The sequence below is a fragment of the Brevibacillus panacihumi W25 genome, assembly GCF_000503775.1.
Lineage (GTDB): Bacteria > Bacillota > Bacilli > Brevibacillales > Brevibacillaceae > Brevibacillus > Brevibacillus panacihumi_A.
On record NZ_KI629785.1, the window covers coordinates 186,481 to 206,720 of the forward strand.

Sequence of the window (20,240 nt, forward strand, 5' to 3'; positions counted from 1 at the left end):
GACTTGCCCCATGAAGGTAAAAATTACCCGTAATGCAGCCAAGCAACTGAACACCGTATTGGAACAGGAAGAAGACAAGGAATTGAAGCTGCGTGTCTACATAACGCATTCCCACGGCGATCATGCGCATTACGGCCTCGCTTTGGACAAAGCTGGAGACGACGATGCAGTCGTGTCTACGGATAAAGAAATCGATGTGATTCTGAAGAAGGATGAACCTCTTTTGGACGGAATCGTGATTGATTATCTCTACCTGCCGCAAGAAGGCTACGTGATTACCAACCCTTCCAAAGGAAATCACGGCGATCACTAAGATTTTGGCAGACAACATGAGAAGCCCCCCAGCAAACGGTTTTATGCCGCAGCTGGGGGCTTTTGCCTATGTTGTCGTATACAGCTCTTGTGGCATGCGAATCCATAATTGCCCGGGTTGATCTGGGTTGCCCGTCACGACCAACCGGTGTACGGGACGAGTCATCGCTACGTACAACAGCTTCGCATCCCATTCATTGCGTTCGTATTGTTCCACATCCACCAGAATGACGACATCAAACTGCAATCCCTTTGTCAGAAAAGCAGGCATGACCGTAATGCCTCCCGGAAAATGCTTGTCTTTACTGCTTAACAAGGTCAGGGATGGGATCTGCGCCTTGAGCGATTTGTGCGCCCGCTTGCTTCCGGCGATGGTCTTGGTCACGATAGCGATGGAGCGGAAGCCTTCATCCATATATTGTTTGACACGGCTGGCAATCTGCTCCCACATGTCGTTGCGGGACGACTGGAGGAGCATTTCTGGCCGTTCTCCATAGCGCAGCACAGGCTTGGCAAGTACGGTGATGGGCAGATCAATCTGCTTCAGGATCTCATTGGCACAGCGCATGATCTCGACCGTAGAGCGATAGCTTTGCGACAACGTATACATGCTCGCTCTCGGCTGCAAAAAAACGCCTTGGGTCAGCTCATCCCAGGAATGGATTCCGCGATAGGCGTGTATCCCTTGGGCAATATCTCCGACGATTGTCAGTGAGTTCGCCTTTGTCGCCAGCGCAATGACGGCAATCTCCAGCGCACTCAGATCTTGCGCTTCGTCAATGACGGTGTGGTCGAACTGTCCAGCGCCGTCCATCCCCTCAACCAGATGATGCAGATACAGCAAAGCAGCGATGTCCTCGACCTCGATTCTTTCCTGTGCGAACAAGGCGTGGGAGGAGCTGCAGGTGTCCTCGATTACATCATCGCTGATTTCCGTCGGGGCTAGTCTGCGCAACAGAGATGGCTCAGACATCAGCTCTCGATAGGAGGCGAATACATCCAGGCGCGGAAAGGAGACCATGTAAGTGTCGAGGATCTGATCCAGCATTTTTTCATATTTCGCCAAGCCTTGTTTATCCAAATCGATTTTCAGTTCACGCAAATGCGCGTAAAAATGCTTGTTCATCTCCTGCTTCAAATGCTTGCGCAGCGCATCCACCCGGCGGTGGTACGGAAGATGAGAGAAAAGCTCCATAAAGCTCTTCTTGATGAAGCTGCCCTCTATCGCAAATACTTGCTTGGTTCGCGAGAAGACGAAACTCAGCTTTTTAAAGGGAATCCGTGTATCCATAATATAGTGGATGTACTGCTCCAAGGCTTGCTTGCACGCCAACGATCCTTTGAAGCGGAGTCGATTCGAGGCCACCTCCTGCTCACGTGGCTCTTGTTCATCGTCAAAAAACAGCGCCAACGGTTTATCTGGACTTGTAATGCGCCATCCCTTCGGCAGCATGGGTTTGACCAATTTCGCTGCCCAATCCACAAAGGTGGACTGCATTACATCATCGACACCCAGTTCGGGCAGGACCTCGGAAATATAGGTCAGAAACATCCGGTTAGGGGCAAATACCATGAATTTTTTTGACTGCATGGAGTCCTGGTAATTGTAGATCAGATAAGAGAGCCGATGCAATGCGATGGTCGTCTTCCCGCTTCCAGCCACACCCTGCACGACGATCGGACGTTCCTTTTCAGCACGGATGATGTCATTCTGCTCCGACTGAATAGTCGCGACAATATCCTTTAAGCGGCTGTCATTCGTCTCGTTCAGATTGGCCGCCAAAAATTCGTCAATGAAGCCTTCCTGCAAGAAATCATCCGGATGGCTCATTTCCCGGTTGATCGTCTCCTTGACCGCACCGTCATAAATCCCCGTAATTTTCCCATTCTCAATGGCAAAATTTCGCTTCAAAGTCACCTCGCCGCGCACGATCTCTCTGCCCATCCGGTAAAAGGCGTCCTTGCTCTCACCCGAGTAGTAAAGACTGGCAATCGGCGCGCGCCAGTCCACCACAATGGAGTCAAACGTGTCGCTTCGAACCACTCCGCGCTTTCCTATGTATACCGAATCCCGTTCATACACTTCGTCTTTGATAAAATCTACGCGGCCAAAATACGGCTTCTCACGTCCATGCTCTTCCAGATACCGCAGTTCTTTTGCTTTGGAAAAATTGACAACCTGCTTAACGTAGTCATCTGTTGCCTCTCGGATGTCTTCTCGCAACGATGAAATCTCGTGGTCGATCAGGTCTATCGTTTCTTCCAGCTTTTTCTGCTCGTGTTCGTAATCCGGATGTCTCATGTGATCGATTCTCCTCCTTTCATGGCGGGAACCACGCCCCTCACTATGCTGTTCCAGAAATTTGACGTGCCAACCAAATACCCGCTCCACATGACAACAGCCCTGCAATTACGCTCGCTGACAGGTACATGATCCCTCTCCAATAGTGCCCCTCTCCCCAAAAACTGACGACTTCGAGTGAAAAGGTGGAAAAAGTCGTAAAGCCGCCCATCACCCCGGTGGCAAAGAGAAGATACCATTCGGGCGAGAGTAATCCCCGTTCCTTTCCCCAGACCGCGAGCATACCGATGCAAAAGGAACCGAGTACATTTGCCAGCCATGTCCCCAACGACCATCCAGGTTGATTGGCCAAGAGAGAGAGCCCATAACGAAACAGCGACCCGATCGCACCGCCTACAGCTACGGCAACCCAGCTTATCATGCTGAACCTCCTTTCGACTCATCCTTCGACTATCATCAATCCGTTTTTTCAGAACAAGAAAGACATCCAAGCCTCGTGCGTGGATGTCTTTCTTGTATGCGTATCTGTTATCTTACTGTTTCGGACCGTTTTCTTCAAGGTCTTCTACGTAACGAATCGAATCCAAATTCGCCTTCAAAGATAGTTTTACAGCATCAATATACTTTTGGCGAAGCGCCTTTTGCTCGAGTTTTTCTTCCTCGGTCAAGCCTTCTTCGCGCGATTTTTTCACAAGTTCGTTAATTCGTTTGATTTCCGCGTCACTGACCACTGTCTGGTTCCTCCTACTCTGTCGTCATGCGGCTTTTATTATATCATACAGCCGAAATTGCGCAAAGCAGGCTGAGCGCAACGACTACGACATAGGAATGAGCAGGGTTTGTCCCGGATAGATAATAGGACTCTCCAGTTGATTGAGAACTTTGATCTCTTGAATCAATTGATTCACATCCATGTTTGTTTCATCCTGATATCGCGTCGCCAGCTTCCACAAGCTGTCTCCATCCCGTACAGTTACCTCTTGGGTCTCGGGAGCGACAGTTTGAACAGATACTATCCTTTGGTCTGGCGAGCTTGCAGAGCCTTGTGCCTCGGAAGCAAACACCAGTTCGCTCAGCATGTAAAAAAAGAGAGTAAATGTAAGGATAAAGAGCAAGGCTTGTCCACGCGTAATTCCGAAGCGAACGGGGCGGGGCTCTTTCTTTGCGAAACGATTATTATATGAATGAGTCATGTGCATCTGTGATCTCCTCCTGCAAACGTATGTTCCTTTTCTAGTTCTCATCATAAATGCGAACATACGTTCATGTCAAGCGGAATCATGACAAAAATCAAAAAAAACGAACTTATGTTTGTCGAACGCAAGATCCCATGGTATAATATTGAAAACATGATCGAGAAAACAGAGGTGTTTTCATGTCTAAATTATCCAATCGGCAGCAAGCCATTATCGACTTCATTCGCAAGGAAGTTCGGGACAAGGGGTATCCTCCCTCCGTCCGTGAGATCGGCGAAGCCGTCGGACTCGCTTCAAGTTCCACCGTTCACGGCCATCTTGCACGTCTGGAAAAGAAGGGCCTGATCCGTCGGGACCCTACCAAGCCTCGCGCTATCGAATTATTGTCCGAAGAGGATCGCTTTCAGGACAATTTCGAAGACTATGTGGTTCGCGTGCCTGTCGTGGGGAAGGTTACAGCCGGTCAACCGATCACTGCAGTGGAAGACGTCGAGGAGTACTTCCCGTTGCCGGAGAACATCGTTACTTCGGACAAGGTGTACATGCTTCGCGTATCCGGAAACAGTATGATCGAAGCAGGGATTTTGGATGGCGACTACGTAATCGTTCGTCAACAAAATGTAGCGAACAACGGAGATATTGTCGTCGCCATGACGGAAGAAGACGAAGCTACAGTCAAGCGTTTCTTCAAAGAAAAGAACCACTTCCGACTGCAACCGGAAAATGCTACGATGGAACCGATCATTTTAGACAACGTGACCATTTTGGGAAAAGTAATTGGCGTTTACCGTCTGATTCACTAGGGATCATGGTATCGCAAAAAAAGACAGCCGCGGCTGTCTTTTTTGTACTGTTGCTTCCCCAAATAGGCTAGATCGCCAGGAAAAACCATATGATCATGGCAATCTGGATCACGACCTTCACTACTGCGCTGCTCAGAAATCCGATCAATGAACCCAGCCCCGCCTTTAAAGCTCGTTCGAATGGTTGGTTTTGCAGCAGCTCGACGGCCACAACCAAGATGAACGGCATGATCAAAATGCCAAACGGCGGAAAGACGAACAGCCCCACGATAATGCCCACAACCGCCGCAAACGAGGACCACTTCGACCCTCCATACCTTTTGACAAAGTACATATTCGTCAGTAAATCAGCGCCGTACATCAAGATGCTCAATGCCACCATCCCCCACCAGAAGGAAGCGGGAAGCCCTTCCCCTGGACTGGCGAGAAAGAAATGGTAGAGCAAAAAGCCTCCCCATAACAACAGGGTATCAGGCAGCACAGGCATAAAGATGCCGACAATACTCAGGATAAATAGCGCTACGATGACAATCCACAGCAGTATCTCCATGTTTTGCACTCCTTTCTACAATGGGTATACGAAACAAGCCGTTCTTTTGTTGCATGCAAATATCATAGATGCGATTGCAGATCATTGTGAACTCGCGAAAGTGGCTACTGAAAAATGGCCCAAGTGGATCTTAAATCACGATGCCGTTTCATGGTAAAATAACGAGTATCAGAAAATAGATGTGGAGGGAAACCAATGTTTGAGCTTGCTACCTTGGGGACGTTTATCGCATTTGTCATCGGTCTCTTCCTGATCCCAGGCCCCGCCGTCCTCCTGACCATCACACGCACCATTCAGGCAGGCCGAAAAGGCGGAATACTCGCAGGACTTGGAATTGCCACTGGAGACTTCATTCATACCTTATTTGCAGCTTTGGGCCTTTCCGCCATTTTGATGCATTCTTCCCTCGCTTTCAACATCGTCAAGTATGCGGGGGTTGTCTATCTCCTCTACCTCGGGGTTCGCGCTTTGCTGGAAAAGCCGCAGGAATCGGAAGAAAAACAAGTACAGGAGGCCCCGAAGGAATCCGCGTGGCGTTCGTACTCGCAGGCAATCATGGCGGAAGTGCTCAATCCCAAAACGGCGCTCTTCTTTCTCGCCTTTCTCCCGCAGTTTGTCCATCCTGAGAACGGAGCATCCTTTGCCCAATTTATGGTCCTTGGTCTGATCTTTGTCGTACTCAGTGTTCTTTATACTACCGCTATCGTACTGAGCATACGTCCACTTAGCGTTCTGGTCAAAAAGATCGCGTGGATCAACCCGTGGAAGAACAAAATCGTCGGTCTGATTTATTTTAGTCTTGGACTGAAGGTTGCCTTGGATTCGAAGTGAGTTTTTGGAAAACAAGAAAAACCAGCTGACCGATAAGGGCTTTGCTGGTTTTTCCTGTTCTCGAAGGTTTACCATAAAGAAAAGGCCTTGCCGAGTTGGAGATTCCCTAAAGTGAGGTGGTTTCAAATGAAGTCTTTATTATTTTTTGTACTAGCTACGATCCTATTAATTGCCAGTGGACTTATTTACACCACAGAAAGATTCATCGCTTACTATTCTTGGATTGGCCAAATGCAAGCTCATACAGGCAGCTTCCCTACTTATCCAGAGCTTCCCACATTCGTCACGAATGGATTTGTGCCATTTTTCCTTGTTGGCAGCGTCGTCTTATTTGTAATTGGGTTTCGCTGCAAATAGTTGACATAATAAATGTTATGTGAATAATCTGTCCCATCGTGTTTCAAGTGCGACTAAACATCGGAATATGTAGCGTCCTAAACAACCCCTTGCACTTTGGCTCATTCCCATCTGACGAAACACAAGCATCTTCGGCTGAACACCCATAATCGTATCGCCGCGACGAAGAGTCCAACTCTAGTTCAAGCTCCCGAATGTTCGCATCTACCTCATCCAGCAACGCCTGGCGACTCGTTAACGGAGTCCTTCGCGAAGACGAGATTGTTAAGTCTATACCGTGCGGCTTCCAACCGAGATTCTGGCAAACTTGACAACAGTCGGCGCGTCCCGGCTTACTCGTGTATGACATTCCCGACCAGCAATGCTTTGTTCAACATCGGTTTGTCCCTCCTCGCGCAAGCAAGTCGTCTTGCCCTGCTCCACTACGCGAATGTATACTACGTGCGCTCCCATTCTTGGAAGAGTGCGAAGAATATGTTCATATCCTTCACAGAGTAACTTCCATGTAGCTTTATAACTCCATTTCTTGCGTTAAAAGTCCCTATGAATAAAGAGAGAGGAGAGAGTAATTTGAATGATATGTTCTCAATTTTTATAGTAATAGCTCTTTTTATGGTTTTTAAATATAGTTTCACTAAGCGAAATAAGGATTTGTACTGGTAATAAAAATAATTATTTTTGGTTTCTCTTTTTTAATGATTGCCTACCCAATCGACTGGAACCGAGACATCGTACATCGATAATATTATCCATCGATTTCCATTAGACTTCCTCATCATTTACCAACTTAAGCCGGAGAGCATGTTCGCCGATCCATTTCAGGACGCCACATAAGGAACAAGCCTTCCGCAGATCACCTTTTACTGCTTCCACCAGGTAAATCGTACCAGCATTGTCTTCCATGCCCGAATCACGAATGAGATCATGGAATGCCCTCAGTTCGTGTATTACGAGCACTGGCTACTCGGCCAATAAAATAACCCTCACACCTACTGGCGCAAGGGTTAACTACCATTAATACAGAGTCATGTACTGCGTGCGCTCCCACTCATGGACGCGCGTGCGGAACATATCCCATTCGATTTCTTTCGCTTCCACGAAGTGAATCAGCGCATGTTCGCCAAGAGCATCGCAGATGACCGGGTCAGCCTTGAGGCATTCGATCGCCTCTTTCAGGGTTGCCGGCAGGTTGGAAATGCCGTTTTCTTCGCGTTCTTCTTCGTTCATCACGTAGATGTTGCGATCTACAGCTGGTGGTGCCGCCATTTTGTTCTTGATGCCGTCCAAACCGGCTTTGAGCATCACAGCCAGAGCCAGATAAGGGTTTGTGGCTGGGTCTGGACTGCGTACTTCAATACGTGTGCTGACTCCGCGAGAAGACGGAATGCGAATCAGCGGAGAACGGTTTTTGGCAGACCAAGCAACATAGCAAGGTGCTTCGTAACCGGGTACGAGACGCTTGTAAGAGTTCACCAGCGGGTTTGTGATGGCGGTAAAACCGCGTGCGTGCTTCAGGATACCCGCCAGGTAATGCTTGGCCGTGTCGCTCAAGCCCAGCTCGTCCTTCTCATCGTAGAATACATTTTCCTTGCCGCGGAAGAGAGACTGGTTGGCGTGCATACCAGAACCTGCTACACCGTAGAGCGGTTTAGGCATGAATGTCGCGTGCAGGCCGTGTTTTTGAGCGATGGTTTTGACAACCAGCTTGAACGTCAAGATCTGGTCTGCAGCCTTCAGGGCATTCGCGTATTTGAAATCGATCTCGTGTTGACCTGGAGCTACTTCGTGATGGGACGCTTCTACTTCAAATCCCATTTTCTCCAGAGTCAACACGATATCGCGACGGCAGTTTTCACCGGTGTCGAGTGGTGCAAAATCGAAGTATCCTCCCTGGTCATTCAAATCCAGCGTTGGTTCGCCTTTTTCATCCAGTTTGAACAAGAAGAATTCAGGTTCCGGACCGACATTGAAAGCGGTGAAACCCATTTCTTCCGCTTCTTTCAAGGCGCGCTTCAGAATGTAGCGCGGGTCTCCGGCAAAAGGAGTGCCATCTGGGTTGTAGACGTCACAGATGAGACGTGCTACCTTGCCATGCTCATTCCCCCAAGGGAATACCACCCAAGTATCCAGATCCGGTACCAGGTACATGTCGGATTCTTCGATGCGGACGAAGCCTTCGATGGAAGAACCGTCAAACATCATTTTGTTGTCGAGAGCTTTCGGCAGTTGAGACAGAGGGATTTCTACGTTCTTGATCATCCCCATCAGGTCAGTAAATTGAAGACGGATGTATCGGACATCCTCTTCTTTGGCAAAACGCATGATGTCTTCTTTTGAATACTTGCTCACATTTCTCTCCTCCTGTCTCTAGTACAACCTATATCAGTGGAAAAAGCGTGAAAGCTCTCCACGTATCAATGCGTCCTCGCCGGGGCGGGCAGCATTGCGATACATGATTTGTTGTTTGAGCAACTGACGCAGCTCCTTGTCGGTCATCTCTTTGCGCTTGGACTCGGACTCTGCTGTGACCTTGGTCTGTTCCTGGACGGGTTCATGCATCTGCAGAACTTGTTTGATCCCTGCAATGTTGAGTCCCTTTTCAATCAGTGCCTTGATTTCCAACAGCCGATCCACATCGTTGAAAGAAAAAAGACGCTGTTTCCCTTCGGTGCGGGCAGGTTTGATGAGGTCGTTTTGCTCGTAGTAGCGGATTTGCCTCGCTGTCAGATCCGTCAACTTCATGACGATCCCAATGGGAAAGAGGGCCATATTACGGCGAATGTCATCACTCATGACTTGTCCCTCCTCTATGGTATTTCTTCTCCCCTATTCTATGCAATCAGATAATTCCTGTCAACGTGTGTCAGAAAAGATCACACAAAAAATCACAGGACACACAAAAAGCAGCGGCAGCCCCTTCGATGAGGCTATCGCTGCCTGTGTGTAGCTGATTAGGTCCCCGGCAGTTCAAGCAGCCCTTTCTCCAGCATTCCATCGATCGCTGTGAGTATTCCCACTTTTACATGGGAATAGGTCAAACCGCCCTGCACAAATCCCAAGTACGGGGGACGGATGGGTCCATCTGCGGAGAACTCGATGCTCGCTCCTTGGATGAAGGTTCCCGCTGCCATGATGACCGGATCCGCATACCCCGGCATTTCACTGGGGTAAGGCGTCACATGCGCATCGACTGGAGCTGCTTTTTGTATGCCCTGGCAAAACGTAATCAACCGTTCTGCAGTGCCAAAAGCAACCGACTGGATCAAGTCGGTCCGTGGCTCATGCCAAAGCGGATTGGTCTGAAAACCCAAACGTTCCAGCAGTGCCGAAGAGAAGACTGCTCCTTTCAACGCTTCCCCGACGACGTGGGGAGCGAGGAAAAAGCCCTGATACATCTCCAGTAGCGAATAGAGAGAAGCTCCCCCTTCCGCTCCGATTCCCGGAGCTGCCATGCGGAAAGACGCCAGCCGGACCAAGTCCTCTCTCCCGACGATATAACCGCCAGTTTTCACCAATCCGCCGCCCGGGTTTTTGATCAGCGAACCCGCCATGATGTCCGCACCTACCTGGAGGGGTTCTTGCAGCTCTGTAAACTCGCCGTAGCAGTTGTCTACGAACACGATCAATTCCGGATTGATCTCCTTTACATAGCGGATCATTTCCTCAATCTTGGCGATGGTAAAGGATGGACGATCCGCATATCCGCGCGAACGCTGAATCCCGATCACCTTGGTTTTCGGAGTAATCGCACGACTAACAGCATCGAAATCAATCCCGCCACCCTCTTGAAGGGGCACAAAACTGTAGCCAATTCCGTAATCCTTGAGCGACCCTTGTCCCTCTCCGCGCACCCCGACGACCTCTTCTAAGGTGTCATAGGGCTTTCCGGTGATGTACAGCAGGTCATCCCCAGGACGCAGGACGCCAAAAAGCGAAATCGCGATCGCATGGGTCCCGGAAATAATATGCGGACGGACGAGGGCCGCTTCGCCTCCGAATACGTCCGCGTAGATGGACTCCAGAGTCGAACGGCCTGAATCATCATATCCGTAGCCTGTGGACGGGGCGAAGTGAAATTCGTTCACCCCGTGTTTTTGAAAAGATCGCAGCACTTTTAATTGATTGGCGTCTACCACATCGGCAATCTCCTGATGACGACGTGCAATCATCGCTTCTACTTCTGTTACGAGGGGGCGAAGCTGTTCCCCATGAGAAAAATATTGAAACATACCTTTCTTACCAACTCTCTTCTACAGTCTCTGGAGGGTCCAGGAGAAACGGCGCGATTCGTCCGTAGATCGGATGATCCCGGTTGACCCGCACCTTTACCCGGTAGGACTCCTCCTCTTCCTCGTACTGCTGCTCCATCTCCACACCTTCACGATGCAGCAGGGATAAGATGTCACCGCGTTCCACCGGTATTTTTAAGGTAAATTGATCGAAGGAAGCCATGACAAACGACTCGATCCGCTCCAACAGCCGCCGCTGATCTTCCTTGCTCAATGCGGATACCAGGATGGATTCTTCGGCAGGCGGCAGATAAGTGCCTTCCCGCACAAGATCCGCTTTATTGAACACCACTAATTCGGGAATCTGCTCTGCCTTCAGCTCTTTCAAGATCCGGTTCACAACCTCCATGTGAATTTCCAGATCCGGATGGCTGCTGTCCACTACGTGCAGGATGAGGTCCGCTTCCTTCACCCCTTCCAATGTGGAGCGGAAAGCTGCGACCAGCGTAGTCGGCAAATCCTGAATAAATCCTACCGTATCCGTGAGCAGTACTTCCATCCCATTCGGCAGCTGCAGTTGACGTGTCGTAGGGTCAAGTGTTGCAAACAGCTTGTCTTCTTGCAGCGTTTCAGCCGTGGTCAACTGATTGAGCAGGGTAGACTTCCCGGCGTTCGTATATCCGACCAACGCTATTTGAAAGACGCTGTTTTTCTTGCGCCGCTCGCGATGCAGCTGGCGCGTCCTGACCGTATCTGACAACTGCTGCTTCAACTCGCTGATCCGCTTGCGAATATGCCTTCTGTCGCTTTCCAGCTTGGTTTCCCCCGGACCGCGCGTCCCGATCCCGCCTCCGAGCCGGGAGAGCTGTTTGCCTTGCCCCGCGAGACGGGGAAGCAGGTAATTGTACTGGGCCAGCTCGACCTGGATCTTCCCTTCCCGGGATTGTGCCCGGCCTGCGAAGATGTCCAGAATCAGCTGCGTGCGGTCGATCACTTTACAGTCAAATACCCGATCAAGATTGCGGGTCTGACTTGGAGACAGCTCATCGTTGAAGATGATCACGTCGACATCCAGCTCCTGTGCGCGATGAGCGATCTCCTCGATTTTCCCGGAACCCAGATACCAGGCGGAGTCCACGCGGTCGCGATTTTGCGTGATGACATCCAGCACCTCTACTCCTGCTGTATCTGCCAATTCATGAAGTTCTTCCATGGATAGACGCATCCGCTCTACATCGCGGTTATCCAGGAGACAGCCAACCAGGATGGCTGTCTCTTGCGTTTTAATCATTTCGCTCACGAAACCCCGTCCTTTCTACACCCCTTATCATACCACATCCTGGGTGTACGCTACGATGTCGTCCAGACAAAATCCTCCGGCACCAAGGTCATAATGTCTTCCCGCGTCAATTCCTGAACAGCCAAAAGGCGAATTGCCTGTTTGCGGATCGCCTGCTCCAACGCATTGCGCACATAGCGGGCGTTGCTGAAATTGGTCTCGAATATGTCATTTTGCTTGGCCTTGACATGCTGCTTCAGCTTTTCCTTCGCCCCGGGAGACAGTTTATACTCCTTCGCCTCGAGCATGGAGTCTGCGATTTTCATCAGTTCGTCTACCGTATAATCTGCGAATTTCAGATGGATCGGAAAACGGGAGGGCATGCCCGGATTCAGTTCCAGAAAAGAATCCATCTCATCTGTATAACCAGCTAGTATGCAGACAAAATCATTTCCGTGATCCTCCAGGGCCTTCGTCAAACAATCGATCGCCTCTTTGCCAAAATCTTTTTCTCCGCCCCGCGCCAATGAATACGCCTCATCTATAAAAAGGATGCCTCCCAACGCCTTCTTGACCAGCTCTCGCGTCTTTTGAGCCGTATGCCCGATAAACTCCCCCACGAGATCAGCCCGCTCCACTTCGATGAGGTGCCCTTTGCTTAAAATCCCCATCTCGCGGAATATCCTGCCGAAGATGCGGGCGACAGTCGTTTTTCCGGTTCCCGGGTTCCCCTTAAACACCATGTGAAATACTTGCTTTTCCAGCTTCAACTGATGCTTTTCGCGTTCCTTGTTCATCCGCAGAAGTGCATGAATTTCATACATCAGCTTTTTGGCTTCCGTAAGTCCAATCAGTCGCTCCAAATCATCAAAGGCGGCCGCCACATTGCCGGGAGCCGTCGTCCGAACCCGATCCACCAACGTTTCTGGTTGTTTGACCCGCTCTGGTCGGTGAAATACCACCTGGATGCGATGCGGTACTTTCTCATCGTAGGTTTCGGTTGAAGGTTGATAGCCGGTCGGTTTCACCTGGGATCACCTGCCTCTTGGTCATACCATAGTATACTCATCAAAGAGGCAAACCTGCCCTATTTTTTGACACCCACCTGTCCCAAAGCCACGAGACAATGAGCAATCCAAGCAAGCTTCCAGACAAAAATGGAACGATGCTCGACAGTAGATCAGAAAAAGGCAGCACTCCCTTCTTGACCAGGGAATGAATGCCTGCAAAGACAACACCAACGCCGCCGACACATATCCAGTAAAGCCATTTTTGCAAGGGTGTGCAGACCCGCTGGAAGGACAGCCTCCTGTTCATGAAGCAAAGACGACTGAGATGGATTGCAATGGCCCCGAGACCCAGCAACGTACTCCCATGCTGGAAGAACTTGAACACCGGAACCTCTCTACCCGCTACGTACAGCGTTTCCTGGAGGAAAGCCAGATTGTCTACAGCGTAAGCTCCCTGATGGGTAAAGGAGTCCCAGACAATATGGCTCAAGCTTCCCAAAAGGGCAGAATAAACAAAAATCACGATTGATCGCCATGATGTGGGACGCCACGCTGTCATCGCCAGCGGCAACAAGCCTTTTCGGCACCATTCTGGCAGACAAGTGAGCATAGGCCATTTAACCACCAGGTGGAATAAAAAGGAAATCACAAAAACAAGTGGCAGGTTAAAGAAAAACAAGCCTGCAATCGTATGGCTGTAAACACTGTATGGCTGCATGCGCAGAAAGTACTCAAAATCGGGAGACATGCTCCCGAATACCAAGGCAGAAAAGGAAAACCAGCGATTCTTGTAAAATGGCAATACAATGGCGGGATGAGCGAACGTAAACGGCATAATCCAGCCTCAATCCAAAGGCTTCATGACGGCCATCACCTGTTTGCCGCTCACCTGAATTCCCTTTTCCTGTCTTCCGAAGTGAGCCAGATCCCGGACCAACTGCTCGATGATCTGCTTGGCCTCCTGGCTTTCTTTTTTCTCCAGTCGTACCACCAATTGCACGATGTCACCGGAGGTCAAAATTCGCTCCGCTTGCCGCTTCTTGGTATCGTAATCATGATCTTCGATGAAAGCGCTCAAGCGAATTTCTTTCACCTTGGCACCCTTTTCCTGCTTTCGGTTCTTTGCTTTTTCCTTGTCGGCTTTCGCTTTGAAATCAGCATGGCGTACAAGCTGGCAAGGCGGAGGACTGCTCGCAAATGACAGGCAGACCAAATCCACTCCCAACTCACGGGCAATGCGCAACGCTTCTTTGGTCTCCACGATCCCCCGTTCTTCCCCGTCTATCCCAAACAATTGCACTTCACTTGCTTTGATCTGTTCATTCTTCATCATGGCAAATGCTCCTTGCGATTATCATAACTTGCTATTCTGAAGTATGAATCAGAAGCGCCAACCTTGCAACCTGCGTATTGACACTTTCCCGTTCATCCGCTATAGTTGCGATTAATTAGCATGCTAACTAATTGGAGGGAACATCGTGGAGGATTATGATCACTCGGAGTCGCTTACGGTTTTGATGAAACGAGTGCTGAAGCAACATCGGCAAAATGTCGATTTGCTCATACAAAAATACGAGGTTTTTCCTGGGCAACCACCGATTTTGCTGCGATTGGCCAAGACCGACGGACTGATTCAGAAGGATTTGGCTGCGCATATTCACAGCAAACCGGCTACCGTCACCAGCATGCTGACCCGGATGGAAAAAAACGGTCTCGTCAAGCGACAGACGGATCCGAACGACCATCGGATCTCGCGGGTTTACTTGACGGAAAAAGGGCGCCATGCTGCCAGCTGCGTCAAGGAAGTAATGCGCGAGTTGGAGTCCAGATGTTTTCAAACATTCAGCAAGGAGGAAAAGGAGCAGTTCGGACGCATGCTGTTGCAAATCCAATTAGAGATGAATGATTTCTATGAAGAACACCGCTCCTTGCATCTGCTCTTGGATTCGGAGGAGGAATAAAACTCCTTGCCCCATGCACACTTTAAAGAGAAAGGTTTGACATTCAAAATGACGGAAACTGCCAAAAAATTGGAAGCTCCCGAGCTTTCGGCTAATCGGTCACGCCGATTATGGATGGCAATTGTTTTAGGATCATTGGTAGCATTCGGTCCACTCTCCCTGGATATGTACCTGCCTGCGCTGCCCATCATCGCGGAGAACATGCAGAGCAGTACCTCCATGGTTCAGCTCAGTCTGACGGCATGCCTGATCGGACTCTCCGTAGGCCAGCTTTTCGCCGGACCCATCAGTGACGTACGTGGCCGTAGAGGCCCTCTGTTGGTCGGACTCATTATTTATGCCATCTCTTCGATTCTCTGTGCGGTAGCCCCATCCATCTGGACCTTCGTCTTGCTCCGTTTCATTCAAGGCTTGGCCGGAGCAGCAGGTATTGTAATCGCCCGTGCAATGGTCCGAGACATGTATGAGGGAAGTGAGTTGACCAAGTTTTTTGCCCTCCTGATGCTCGTCAATGGGGTAGCGCCCATCGCCGCTCCGATTTTTGGCGGACAACTGCTTCACTTTACCTCCTGGGAAGGGGTTTTCATCGTCCTCAGTCTAATCGGCGTGCTCATGTTTGTGGTAGTCATGTTTGGACTTCCAGAAACGCTGCCCACCGAGAGGCGCTCGAAAGCTGGATTATCCAACACGCTATCCACTTTTGCTCGCCTGGTGAAAGATCGCAACTTTATGGGCTATGCCCTTGCCCAAGGACTCGTGACTGCCGCGATGTTCGCCTATATATCGGGTTCTCCCTTCGTGTTTCAAGAGATTTATGGCGTATCACCCGCGATGTTCAGCGTCATTTTTGCTGTCAATGGCTTGGGCATCATTCTCGCCAGCCAGATTACAGGACGTCTGGCCGGGAAGGTGACAGAACTGAAGCTGTTCATTTTCGGCATTTCACTAGCTACCGTCAGCGGTCTGGTTCTGCTCGCAATGATCTTGTTGCAAGGCAATCTGTTCGCACTTCTCGTTCCATTGTTTTTCGTGGTTTCCAGTGTCGGGATTGTGGGAGCTACGGGATTTTCCCTCGCCATGCAAAACCAGAGCCAAGCGGCGGGAAGCGCATCAGCCTTGCAAGGCTTGATCTCCTTCATCAGCGGCGGACTGGTGGCTCCTCTTGTCGGTATCGGGGGAAGCTCGACGGCTGTACCGATGGGGATCGTCATTGCGGCTACGACTATTTGCGCGGTGCTCGTGAATACCTTTTTGATTCGTTCTCGAAAAAACGCTTGAAAAAAAGACAAGGATGCTCGTTGCAACTTCCTTGTCTTTTTTCTGGGCTCTTTTTTCCGGGGCTATCCTGGTTACTGCTGGTTGTTTTCCTGTGACATCAGCGATACTGGCCGTTGCGGGGTGAACGTGGAGATCGCATGCTTGTATACGAGTTGCTGCTTGCCTTCGCTATCAATCACAATCGTGAAATTATCGAATGCTTTAATGTAGCCACGCAATTGAAATCCGTTCACCAAATAGATGGTGACCGCGATGTTTTCTTTCCGCAAATGATTCAAAAACGTATCTTGAATATTGATCGTCTGTTTCATGGACACTACCCCCTAAAAGGACTTGTATGTTATATATTCGGCAATTGTTGAAACTTTCCTGCCAATATATGCTTGATAGTTTGTTCGACTTGCGGCTTATCGGCTGGATCCGTCATGTCAAACCACTCGATTTCACTCATTCGCCTGAACCAGGATAATTGGCGTTTGGCAAAGTGACGCGTTCGCTGTTTAATGTCATTCACGGCTTTCTCCAGTGTAATTTCTCCATACAGATAGGGGATCACTTCTTTATACCCCAATCCCTGCATGGACACGAGAGAGGCATCCAACCCCTGATCCAGCAATCGGCGCACTTCCTCCACGAGACCCGCCTCTATCATCAGATCGACCCGATGATTAATCCGCTCATACAATTTTTCGCGTTCCATCGTCAGACCGATCATCACGAGATCATAAGGAGATTGCTTGGCTCGAAGCTGAAAATCGGACATCTTATACCCGCTGCTCTCAAAGACCTCCAGAGCCCGGATGACACGCTTGACATCATTGGGATGCAGGCGCTCCGCCGTAATGGGATCGATATTCGCCAGACGCGCATGCAGGGCTTCTACCCCTTCCGTGTCCGCCAGGCGCTGCAGACGATCACGCAATTCCGGGTCTTGGGGTGATTGCGAGAATTGAAAACGATGTGTAACGGATTCTATGTAGAGGCCCGTACCGCCGACGATAAAAGGAAGGTGTCCTCGCTGGTTGATCTGTGTGATGAGTCTTGTGGCGCTCTCTTGAAACTGCGCTACAGAGTACTCCTCTGACGGTTCGATAATATCGATCAGATGATGGGGAACGCGGGCCAAATCCTGCGGCGACGCTTTCGCCGTGCCAATATCCATGCCGCGGTATACCTGCATGGAATCTCCCGAAATGACTTCTCCATCGAACTGTTCAGCCAACTCCAGACTGAGGTCTGTCTTCCCTACTGCTGTCGGGCCTACGATCACGACAAGCTTTTCTTTTCGTTGCAAAGTCACTCCCCTCCATCTATCTCTTTGTAACTGTACACGACATGCTGACCACGAACGCGAACAGGCGTAAATCCGAATTTTTCGTGCAGGCGGCTCGTTTTGCCTTCCTTGATTACGACCCGTTTTCTTGCGACCCGCAAAGCTTCATGAATCGCATCCTCGTGTAACGAGTCCGTATTGGCGTGCTCGCGAATTCCTGCGATCCCCGTCGAGCTTTCCACGGTCGTTTCAAACATCGGATCGAAGTACACGACGTCAAAGGAATCATCCGGCATGTCTTGCAACAGCTCCAGATGATTGCCGCAGCGAACCTCCACCCGCCGCATGGCTTCACACAACTCGACTGCTTCAGAGGTCCACCTCTTCAACCCGTCTTCGACCAGGATCGCGATCAACGGCTGCGATTCAATACCGACGACTCGTCCCGCTGCTCCTGCAGCATAGGCAAATACAATAGCGTCCGCGCCCAAACCCATCGTAGTATCCAAAATGTGATCGCCTGGATGAATTTGGCAAGCAGCAAGCATAGTATCAGTATCACCGCGCACAAGGCGCTTTATACGAAAAGCAGCCGTATTAGGATGAAAAAAGAATGGCTTTTTGCCCGGTACCTCCAACCTCGCTCCCCGTGCAGAGACAACGAGAAGTTCATCCTCACCATGACGTCTTCGCAGTTCCTGCAAGGACAGATCTCCCCGCTTCTGCACACGCAATCCGAAGCGCTCCGCCAACTGGTCTGCGTGATTCAGGGTGTTTTGGTCAGGTTCAAGTCCGGTGGTTATAATCATTGCTGTGTTCCACTCCTGCCTGTTGCGTCTGTTACCCGTACTGCCTGATTTACATGACTCGCTTGAACATCTTTTCCAGATCATAACCGGAAAAATGAATGATGATCGGTCTGCCATGGGGGCAAGTAAAGGGACTGGTAGTCGTCCGCAATTGTTGGAGCAGGCTTTCCATCTCGGCATGCGTCAAAAAGCGGTTTGCCTTGATTGAAGCCTTGCACGACATCATGATGGCTGCCTTCTCCCGCATCAAAGCTACGTCAGCCTGGACATGCTCTCCAGCCTCCAAAACAAACTGGATCAATTCCTCGATGACCTCAAGCTCCGCGCCTTCCGGAAACCAGTGGGGATGGGCACGTACGAGAAAAGTTCTGCTGCCAAAGGTCTCGATCTCGAGTCCAAAAGATTGCAGCAGCGGCAACCGTTTTTCCAGCCGCACCGCTTCCGCAGCCGTACACTCCACTGTGTGGGGAAAGAGCATGAGCTGGCTGGCCACGCTTTCCTGCCGCAGCTTTTCCATGAAGTACTCATAAAAAATCCGTTCCTGCGCAGCGTGCTGGTCAATCAGGTACATCCCGGTGTCGTTCTGTGCAACGATATACGTGCCGTGAACCTGCCCGACCGGATAAAGAACAGGGACTGCCGATTCATCTGCTTCCCCCTCCGCCTCTTCGGCGGCTGCAATCGGCACTTGCAGCGCAGCAACTGGCTCCGGCATAGTCGGTTCCTGCTCCATGACATTTGCTTCACTAGCTGCTTTTGGCCATTCATTGTATCCTGCACCCGATTCTTTGATCGCCGGTGGAGACGGCTCTTCTGCCATGGTTGTGGTGGTCATCGCCGTAGGGGCTTGCATTGCGCTCGACGTCGGCTCTTCGAAGAATTCTCGACTCACATACGGCCGCCTTTTTGACATGTCAGAATTGCTTGGCATGACGACATCCCGTTCTTTTGCCAGTGTGACAGCTTGAGGGGCAAACTGCAACTCAAACTGCGGCTGCTCGACTTGAGTCACGACTTTCGCCTTAGGTTGGGTCCCCATGGGACGGACGATCCCCAAACCTTGGCGCAAGGTTTCCTTCACCGATTGTTCCATCGCGTTGCACAGTTCCTCTTCCTTGCTGAAGCGAGCCTCCAGCTTTGCCGGATGGACGTTTACATCGACCAATGTCGGGTCCATCTCAATTTGCATAGCGACGATTGGATAGCGTCCGATCGGCAATAAGGTGTGGTAACCGCGCAAAATCGCATGGTTCAATGACAGACTGCGCACATAACGCCCATTGACGAGGGTCGACAGATACGAACGATTCGCTCGCGTCACCTCGGTTTTGGAGATGAAGCCGCTCCAACGAAAATCCAGCGTCTCCCCCGAGATGGGGAGCAGCAGCTTGGCGATTTGCACCCCGTAGATCGCTGCCATCACATGCAGCAGCTTTCCATCGCCCGAGGTTTGCAGCAGAGTCTTTTGATTATGCGTAAAGGTAAACGCGATAGAGGGATGCGTCAAGGCAAGCCTGTTGACAAAATCCGAGATGTGACTAACCTCTGTCGCGATTGATTTCATGTATTTCAGGCGGGCTGGCGTATTGTAAAACAGGCTGCGTACACATACTTCTGTCCCTTTGACCGTGGCGACATCCTTCTCCTCCACAATCTGTCCGCCTTCGATCCGAAGCAAGGTTCCGACCTGACTGCTGGAAGGACTGCTGGTCAGTTCGACGCGCGAGACAGCGGCGATACTGGGCATCGCCTCACCGCGAAAGCCAAGCGTACGAATCCGGAACAAATCCCGCGTAGAGCCAATTTTGCTGGTCGCATGTCTCTCAAATGCGAGTCGGCAGTCCTCTCTGTCCATCCCTTGCCCGTCGTCCACAATGCGGATCAGCTCCAGACCGCCTTCCTCCACATGGACTTCGATATGGCGTGCCCCCGCATCGATTGCATTTTCCACCAGCTCTTTTACGACTGAAGCCGGCCGTTCTACGACTTCACCCGCTGCGATCATATTAGCCAAATGCTCATCCAATAGCTTGATTACACCCATGCCGCT

Annotated in this window: 21 protein-coding genes; 5 read left to right on the forward strand and 16 right to left on the reverse strand. The window is 50.5% G+C overall.

All coding sequences use genetic code 11. The annotated features are described in order from the left end of the window. Positions 1-10: 10 nt before the first annotated feature. The gene (locus T458_RS41790) at positions 11-313 is read left to right on the forward strand and encodes a HesB/IscA family protein (RefSeq protein WP_023557031.1); all 303 of its coding nucleotides are present in this window, start codon (positions 11-13) and stop codon (positions 311-313) included. Between the two features lie 66 nt (positions 314-379). Here T458_RS41790 and T458_RS41795 read toward each other — a convergent pair whose 3' ends face one another. The 4 genes from T458_RS41795 to yneA all read right to left on the reverse strand — a co-directional run bounded on the left by T458_RS41795 (position 380) and on the right by yneA (position 3,813). Next, the gene (locus T458_RS41795; RefSeq protein ID WP_023557032.1) at positions 380-2,614 is read right to left on the reverse strand and encodes a HelD family protein; all 2,235 of its coding nucleotides are present in this window, start codon (positions 2,612-2,614) and stop codon (positions 380-382) included. A 43-nt stretch (positions 2,615-2,657) separates the two neighbouring features. After that, positions 2,658-3,035, reverse strand: coding sequence for a fluoride efflux transporter CrcB (gene crcB, locus T458_RS41800; RefSeq protein WP_023557033.1), 378 nt, complete (start codon positions 3,033-3,035; stop codon positions 2,658-2,660). Positions 3,036-3,147: 112 nt separating this feature from the next. After that, entirely contained in the window at positions 3,148-3,345 is a 198-nt protein-coding gene (locus T458_RS41805; RefSeq protein WP_023557034.1) for a DUF896 domain-containing protein, read from the reverse strand. An 84-nt stretch (positions 3,346-3,429) separates the two neighbouring features. After that, a complete protein-coding gene (gene yneA, locus T458_RS41810) occupies positions 3,430-3,813 on the reverse strand; it encodes a cell division suppressor protein YneA (RefSeq protein WP_023557035.1) in 384 nt (127 codons plus the stop codon). 176 nt (positions 3,814-3,989) lie between these two features. Here yneA and lexA point away from each other — a divergent pair, with 176 nt between their 5' ends. Then, on the forward strand, positions 3,990-4,613 hold the full coding sequence (lexA, locus tag T458_RS41815; RefSeq protein ID WP_023557036.1) for a transcriptional repressor LexA: 624 nt from the start codon (positions 3,990-3,992) through the stop codon (positions 4,611-4,613). Between the two features lie 67 nt (positions 4,614-4,680). Here lexA and T458_RS41820 read toward each other — a convergent pair whose 3' ends face one another. Beyond that, the gene (locus T458_RS41820) at positions 4,681-5,163 is read right to left on the reverse strand and encodes a DUF456 domain-containing protein (RefSeq protein ID WP_023557037.1); all 483 of its coding nucleotides are present in this window, start codon (positions 5,161-5,163) and stop codon (positions 4,681-4,683) included. A 195-nt stretch (positions 5,164-5,358) separates the two neighbouring features. Here T458_RS41820 and T458_RS41825 point away from each other — a divergent pair, with 195 nt between their 5' ends. After that, entirely contained in the window at positions 5,359-5,994 is a 636-nt protein-coding gene (locus T458_RS41825) for a LysE family translocator (RefSeq protein WP_023557038.1), read from the forward strand. Positions 5,995-7,365: 1,371 nt separating this feature from the next. On the opposite strand, the gene glnA is transcribed toward T458_RS41825, so the two are convergent. The 7 genes from glnA to infC form a co-directional block, all read right to left on the reverse strand. Next, positions 7,366-8,700, reverse strand: coding sequence for a type I glutamate--ammonia ligase (glnA, locus tag T458_RS41840; protein ID WP_023557041.1), 1,335 nt, complete (start codon positions 8,698-8,700; stop codon positions 7,366-7,368). Positions 8,701-8,733: 33 nt separating this feature from the next. Continuing rightward, complete coding sequence (locus T458_RS41845; RefSeq protein ID WP_023557042.1) at positions 8,734-9,144, reverse strand: MerR family transcriptional regulator; 411 nt, start codon at positions 9,142-9,144, stop codon at positions 8,734-8,736. 158 nt (positions 9,145-9,302) lie between these two features. Next, complete coding sequence (locus T458_RS41850; RefSeq protein ID WP_023557043.1) at positions 9,303-10,580, reverse strand: methionine gamma-lyase family protein; 1,278 nt, start codon at positions 10,578-10,580, stop codon at positions 9,303-9,305. 7 nt (positions 10,581-10,587) lie between these two features. Then, on the reverse strand, positions 10,588-11,880 hold the full coding sequence (hflX, locus tag T458_RS41855; protein WP_023557044.1) for a GTPase HflX: 1,293 nt from the start codon (positions 11,878-11,880) through the stop codon (positions 10,588-10,590). Positions 11,881-11,930: 50 nt separating this feature from the next. Continuing rightward, entirely contained in the window at positions 11,931-12,887 is a 957-nt protein-coding gene (locus T458_RS41860) for an AAA family ATPase (protein WP_023557045.1), read from the reverse strand. A gap of 40 nt (positions 12,888-12,927) precedes the next feature. After that, positions 12,928-13,704, reverse strand: coding sequence for a DUF4184 family protein (locus T458_RS41865; RefSeq protein WP_023557046.1), 777 nt, complete (start codon positions 13,702-13,704; stop codon positions 12,928-12,930). A gap of 9 nt (positions 13,705-13,713) precedes the next feature. Next, positions 13,714-14,202, reverse strand: a complete 489-nt coding sequence (infC, locus tag T458_RS41870; RefSeq protein WP_023557047.1) for a translation initiation factor IF-3 — start codon at positions 14,200-14,202, stop codon at positions 13,714-13,716. Positions 14,203-14,347: 145 nt separating this feature from the next. On the opposite strand from infC, the gene T458_RS41875 reads away from it, so the two are divergent. Both T458_RS41875 and T458_RS41880 read left to right on the forward strand, forming a co-directional pair. Continuing rightward, the gene (locus T458_RS41875) at positions 14,348-14,830 is read left to right on the forward strand and encodes a MarR family winged helix-turn-helix transcriptional regulator (RefSeq protein WP_023557048.1); all 483 of its coding nucleotides are present in this window, start codon (positions 14,348-14,350) and stop codon (positions 14,828-14,830) included. A gap of 48 nt (positions 14,831-14,878) precedes the next feature. Then, positions 14,879-16,108 (forward strand): multidrug effflux MFS transporter, encoded by a 1,230-nt coding sequence (locus T458_RS41880; protein WP_031305815.1) that lies wholly within the window; start codon positions 14,879-14,881, stop codon positions 16,106-16,108. Positions 16,109-16,179: 71 nt separating this feature from the next. On the opposite strand, the gene hfq is transcribed toward T458_RS41880, so the two are convergent. From hfq to mutL, 4 genes are read right to left on the reverse strand one after another with little or no spacing between them, the layout of a single operon-like run. After that, on the reverse strand, positions 16,180-16,419 hold the full coding sequence (hfq, locus tag T458_RS41885) for an RNA chaperone Hfq (protein ID WP_007719110.1): 240 nt from the start codon (positions 16,417-16,419) through the stop codon (positions 16,180-16,182). A gap of 29 nt (positions 16,420-16,448) precedes the next feature. Next, positions 16,449-17,408: a tRNA (adenosine(37)-N6)-dimethylallyltransferase MiaA gene (gene miaA, locus T458_RS41890; protein ID WP_031305817.1), complete on the reverse strand. Its 960-nt coding sequence runs from the start codon at positions 17,406-17,408 to the stop codon at positions 16,449-16,451. Further along, positions 17,405-18,190: a class I SAM-dependent methyltransferase gene (locus T458_RS41895; RefSeq protein WP_023557051.1), complete on the reverse strand. Its 786-nt coding sequence runs from the start codon at positions 18,188-18,190 to the stop codon at positions 17,405-17,407. The genes miaA and T458_RS41895 overlap by 4 nt, the downstream gene beginning before the upstream one ends. Before the next feature lie 49 nt (positions 18,191-18,239). Continuing rightward, on the reverse strand, positions 18,240-20,234 hold the full coding sequence (gene mutL / locus T458_RS41900; RefSeq protein WP_023557052.1) for a DNA mismatch repair endonuclease MutL: 1,995 nt from the start codon (positions 20,232-20,234) through the stop codon (positions 18,240-18,242). Positions 20,235-20,240: the final 6 nt, after the last annotated feature.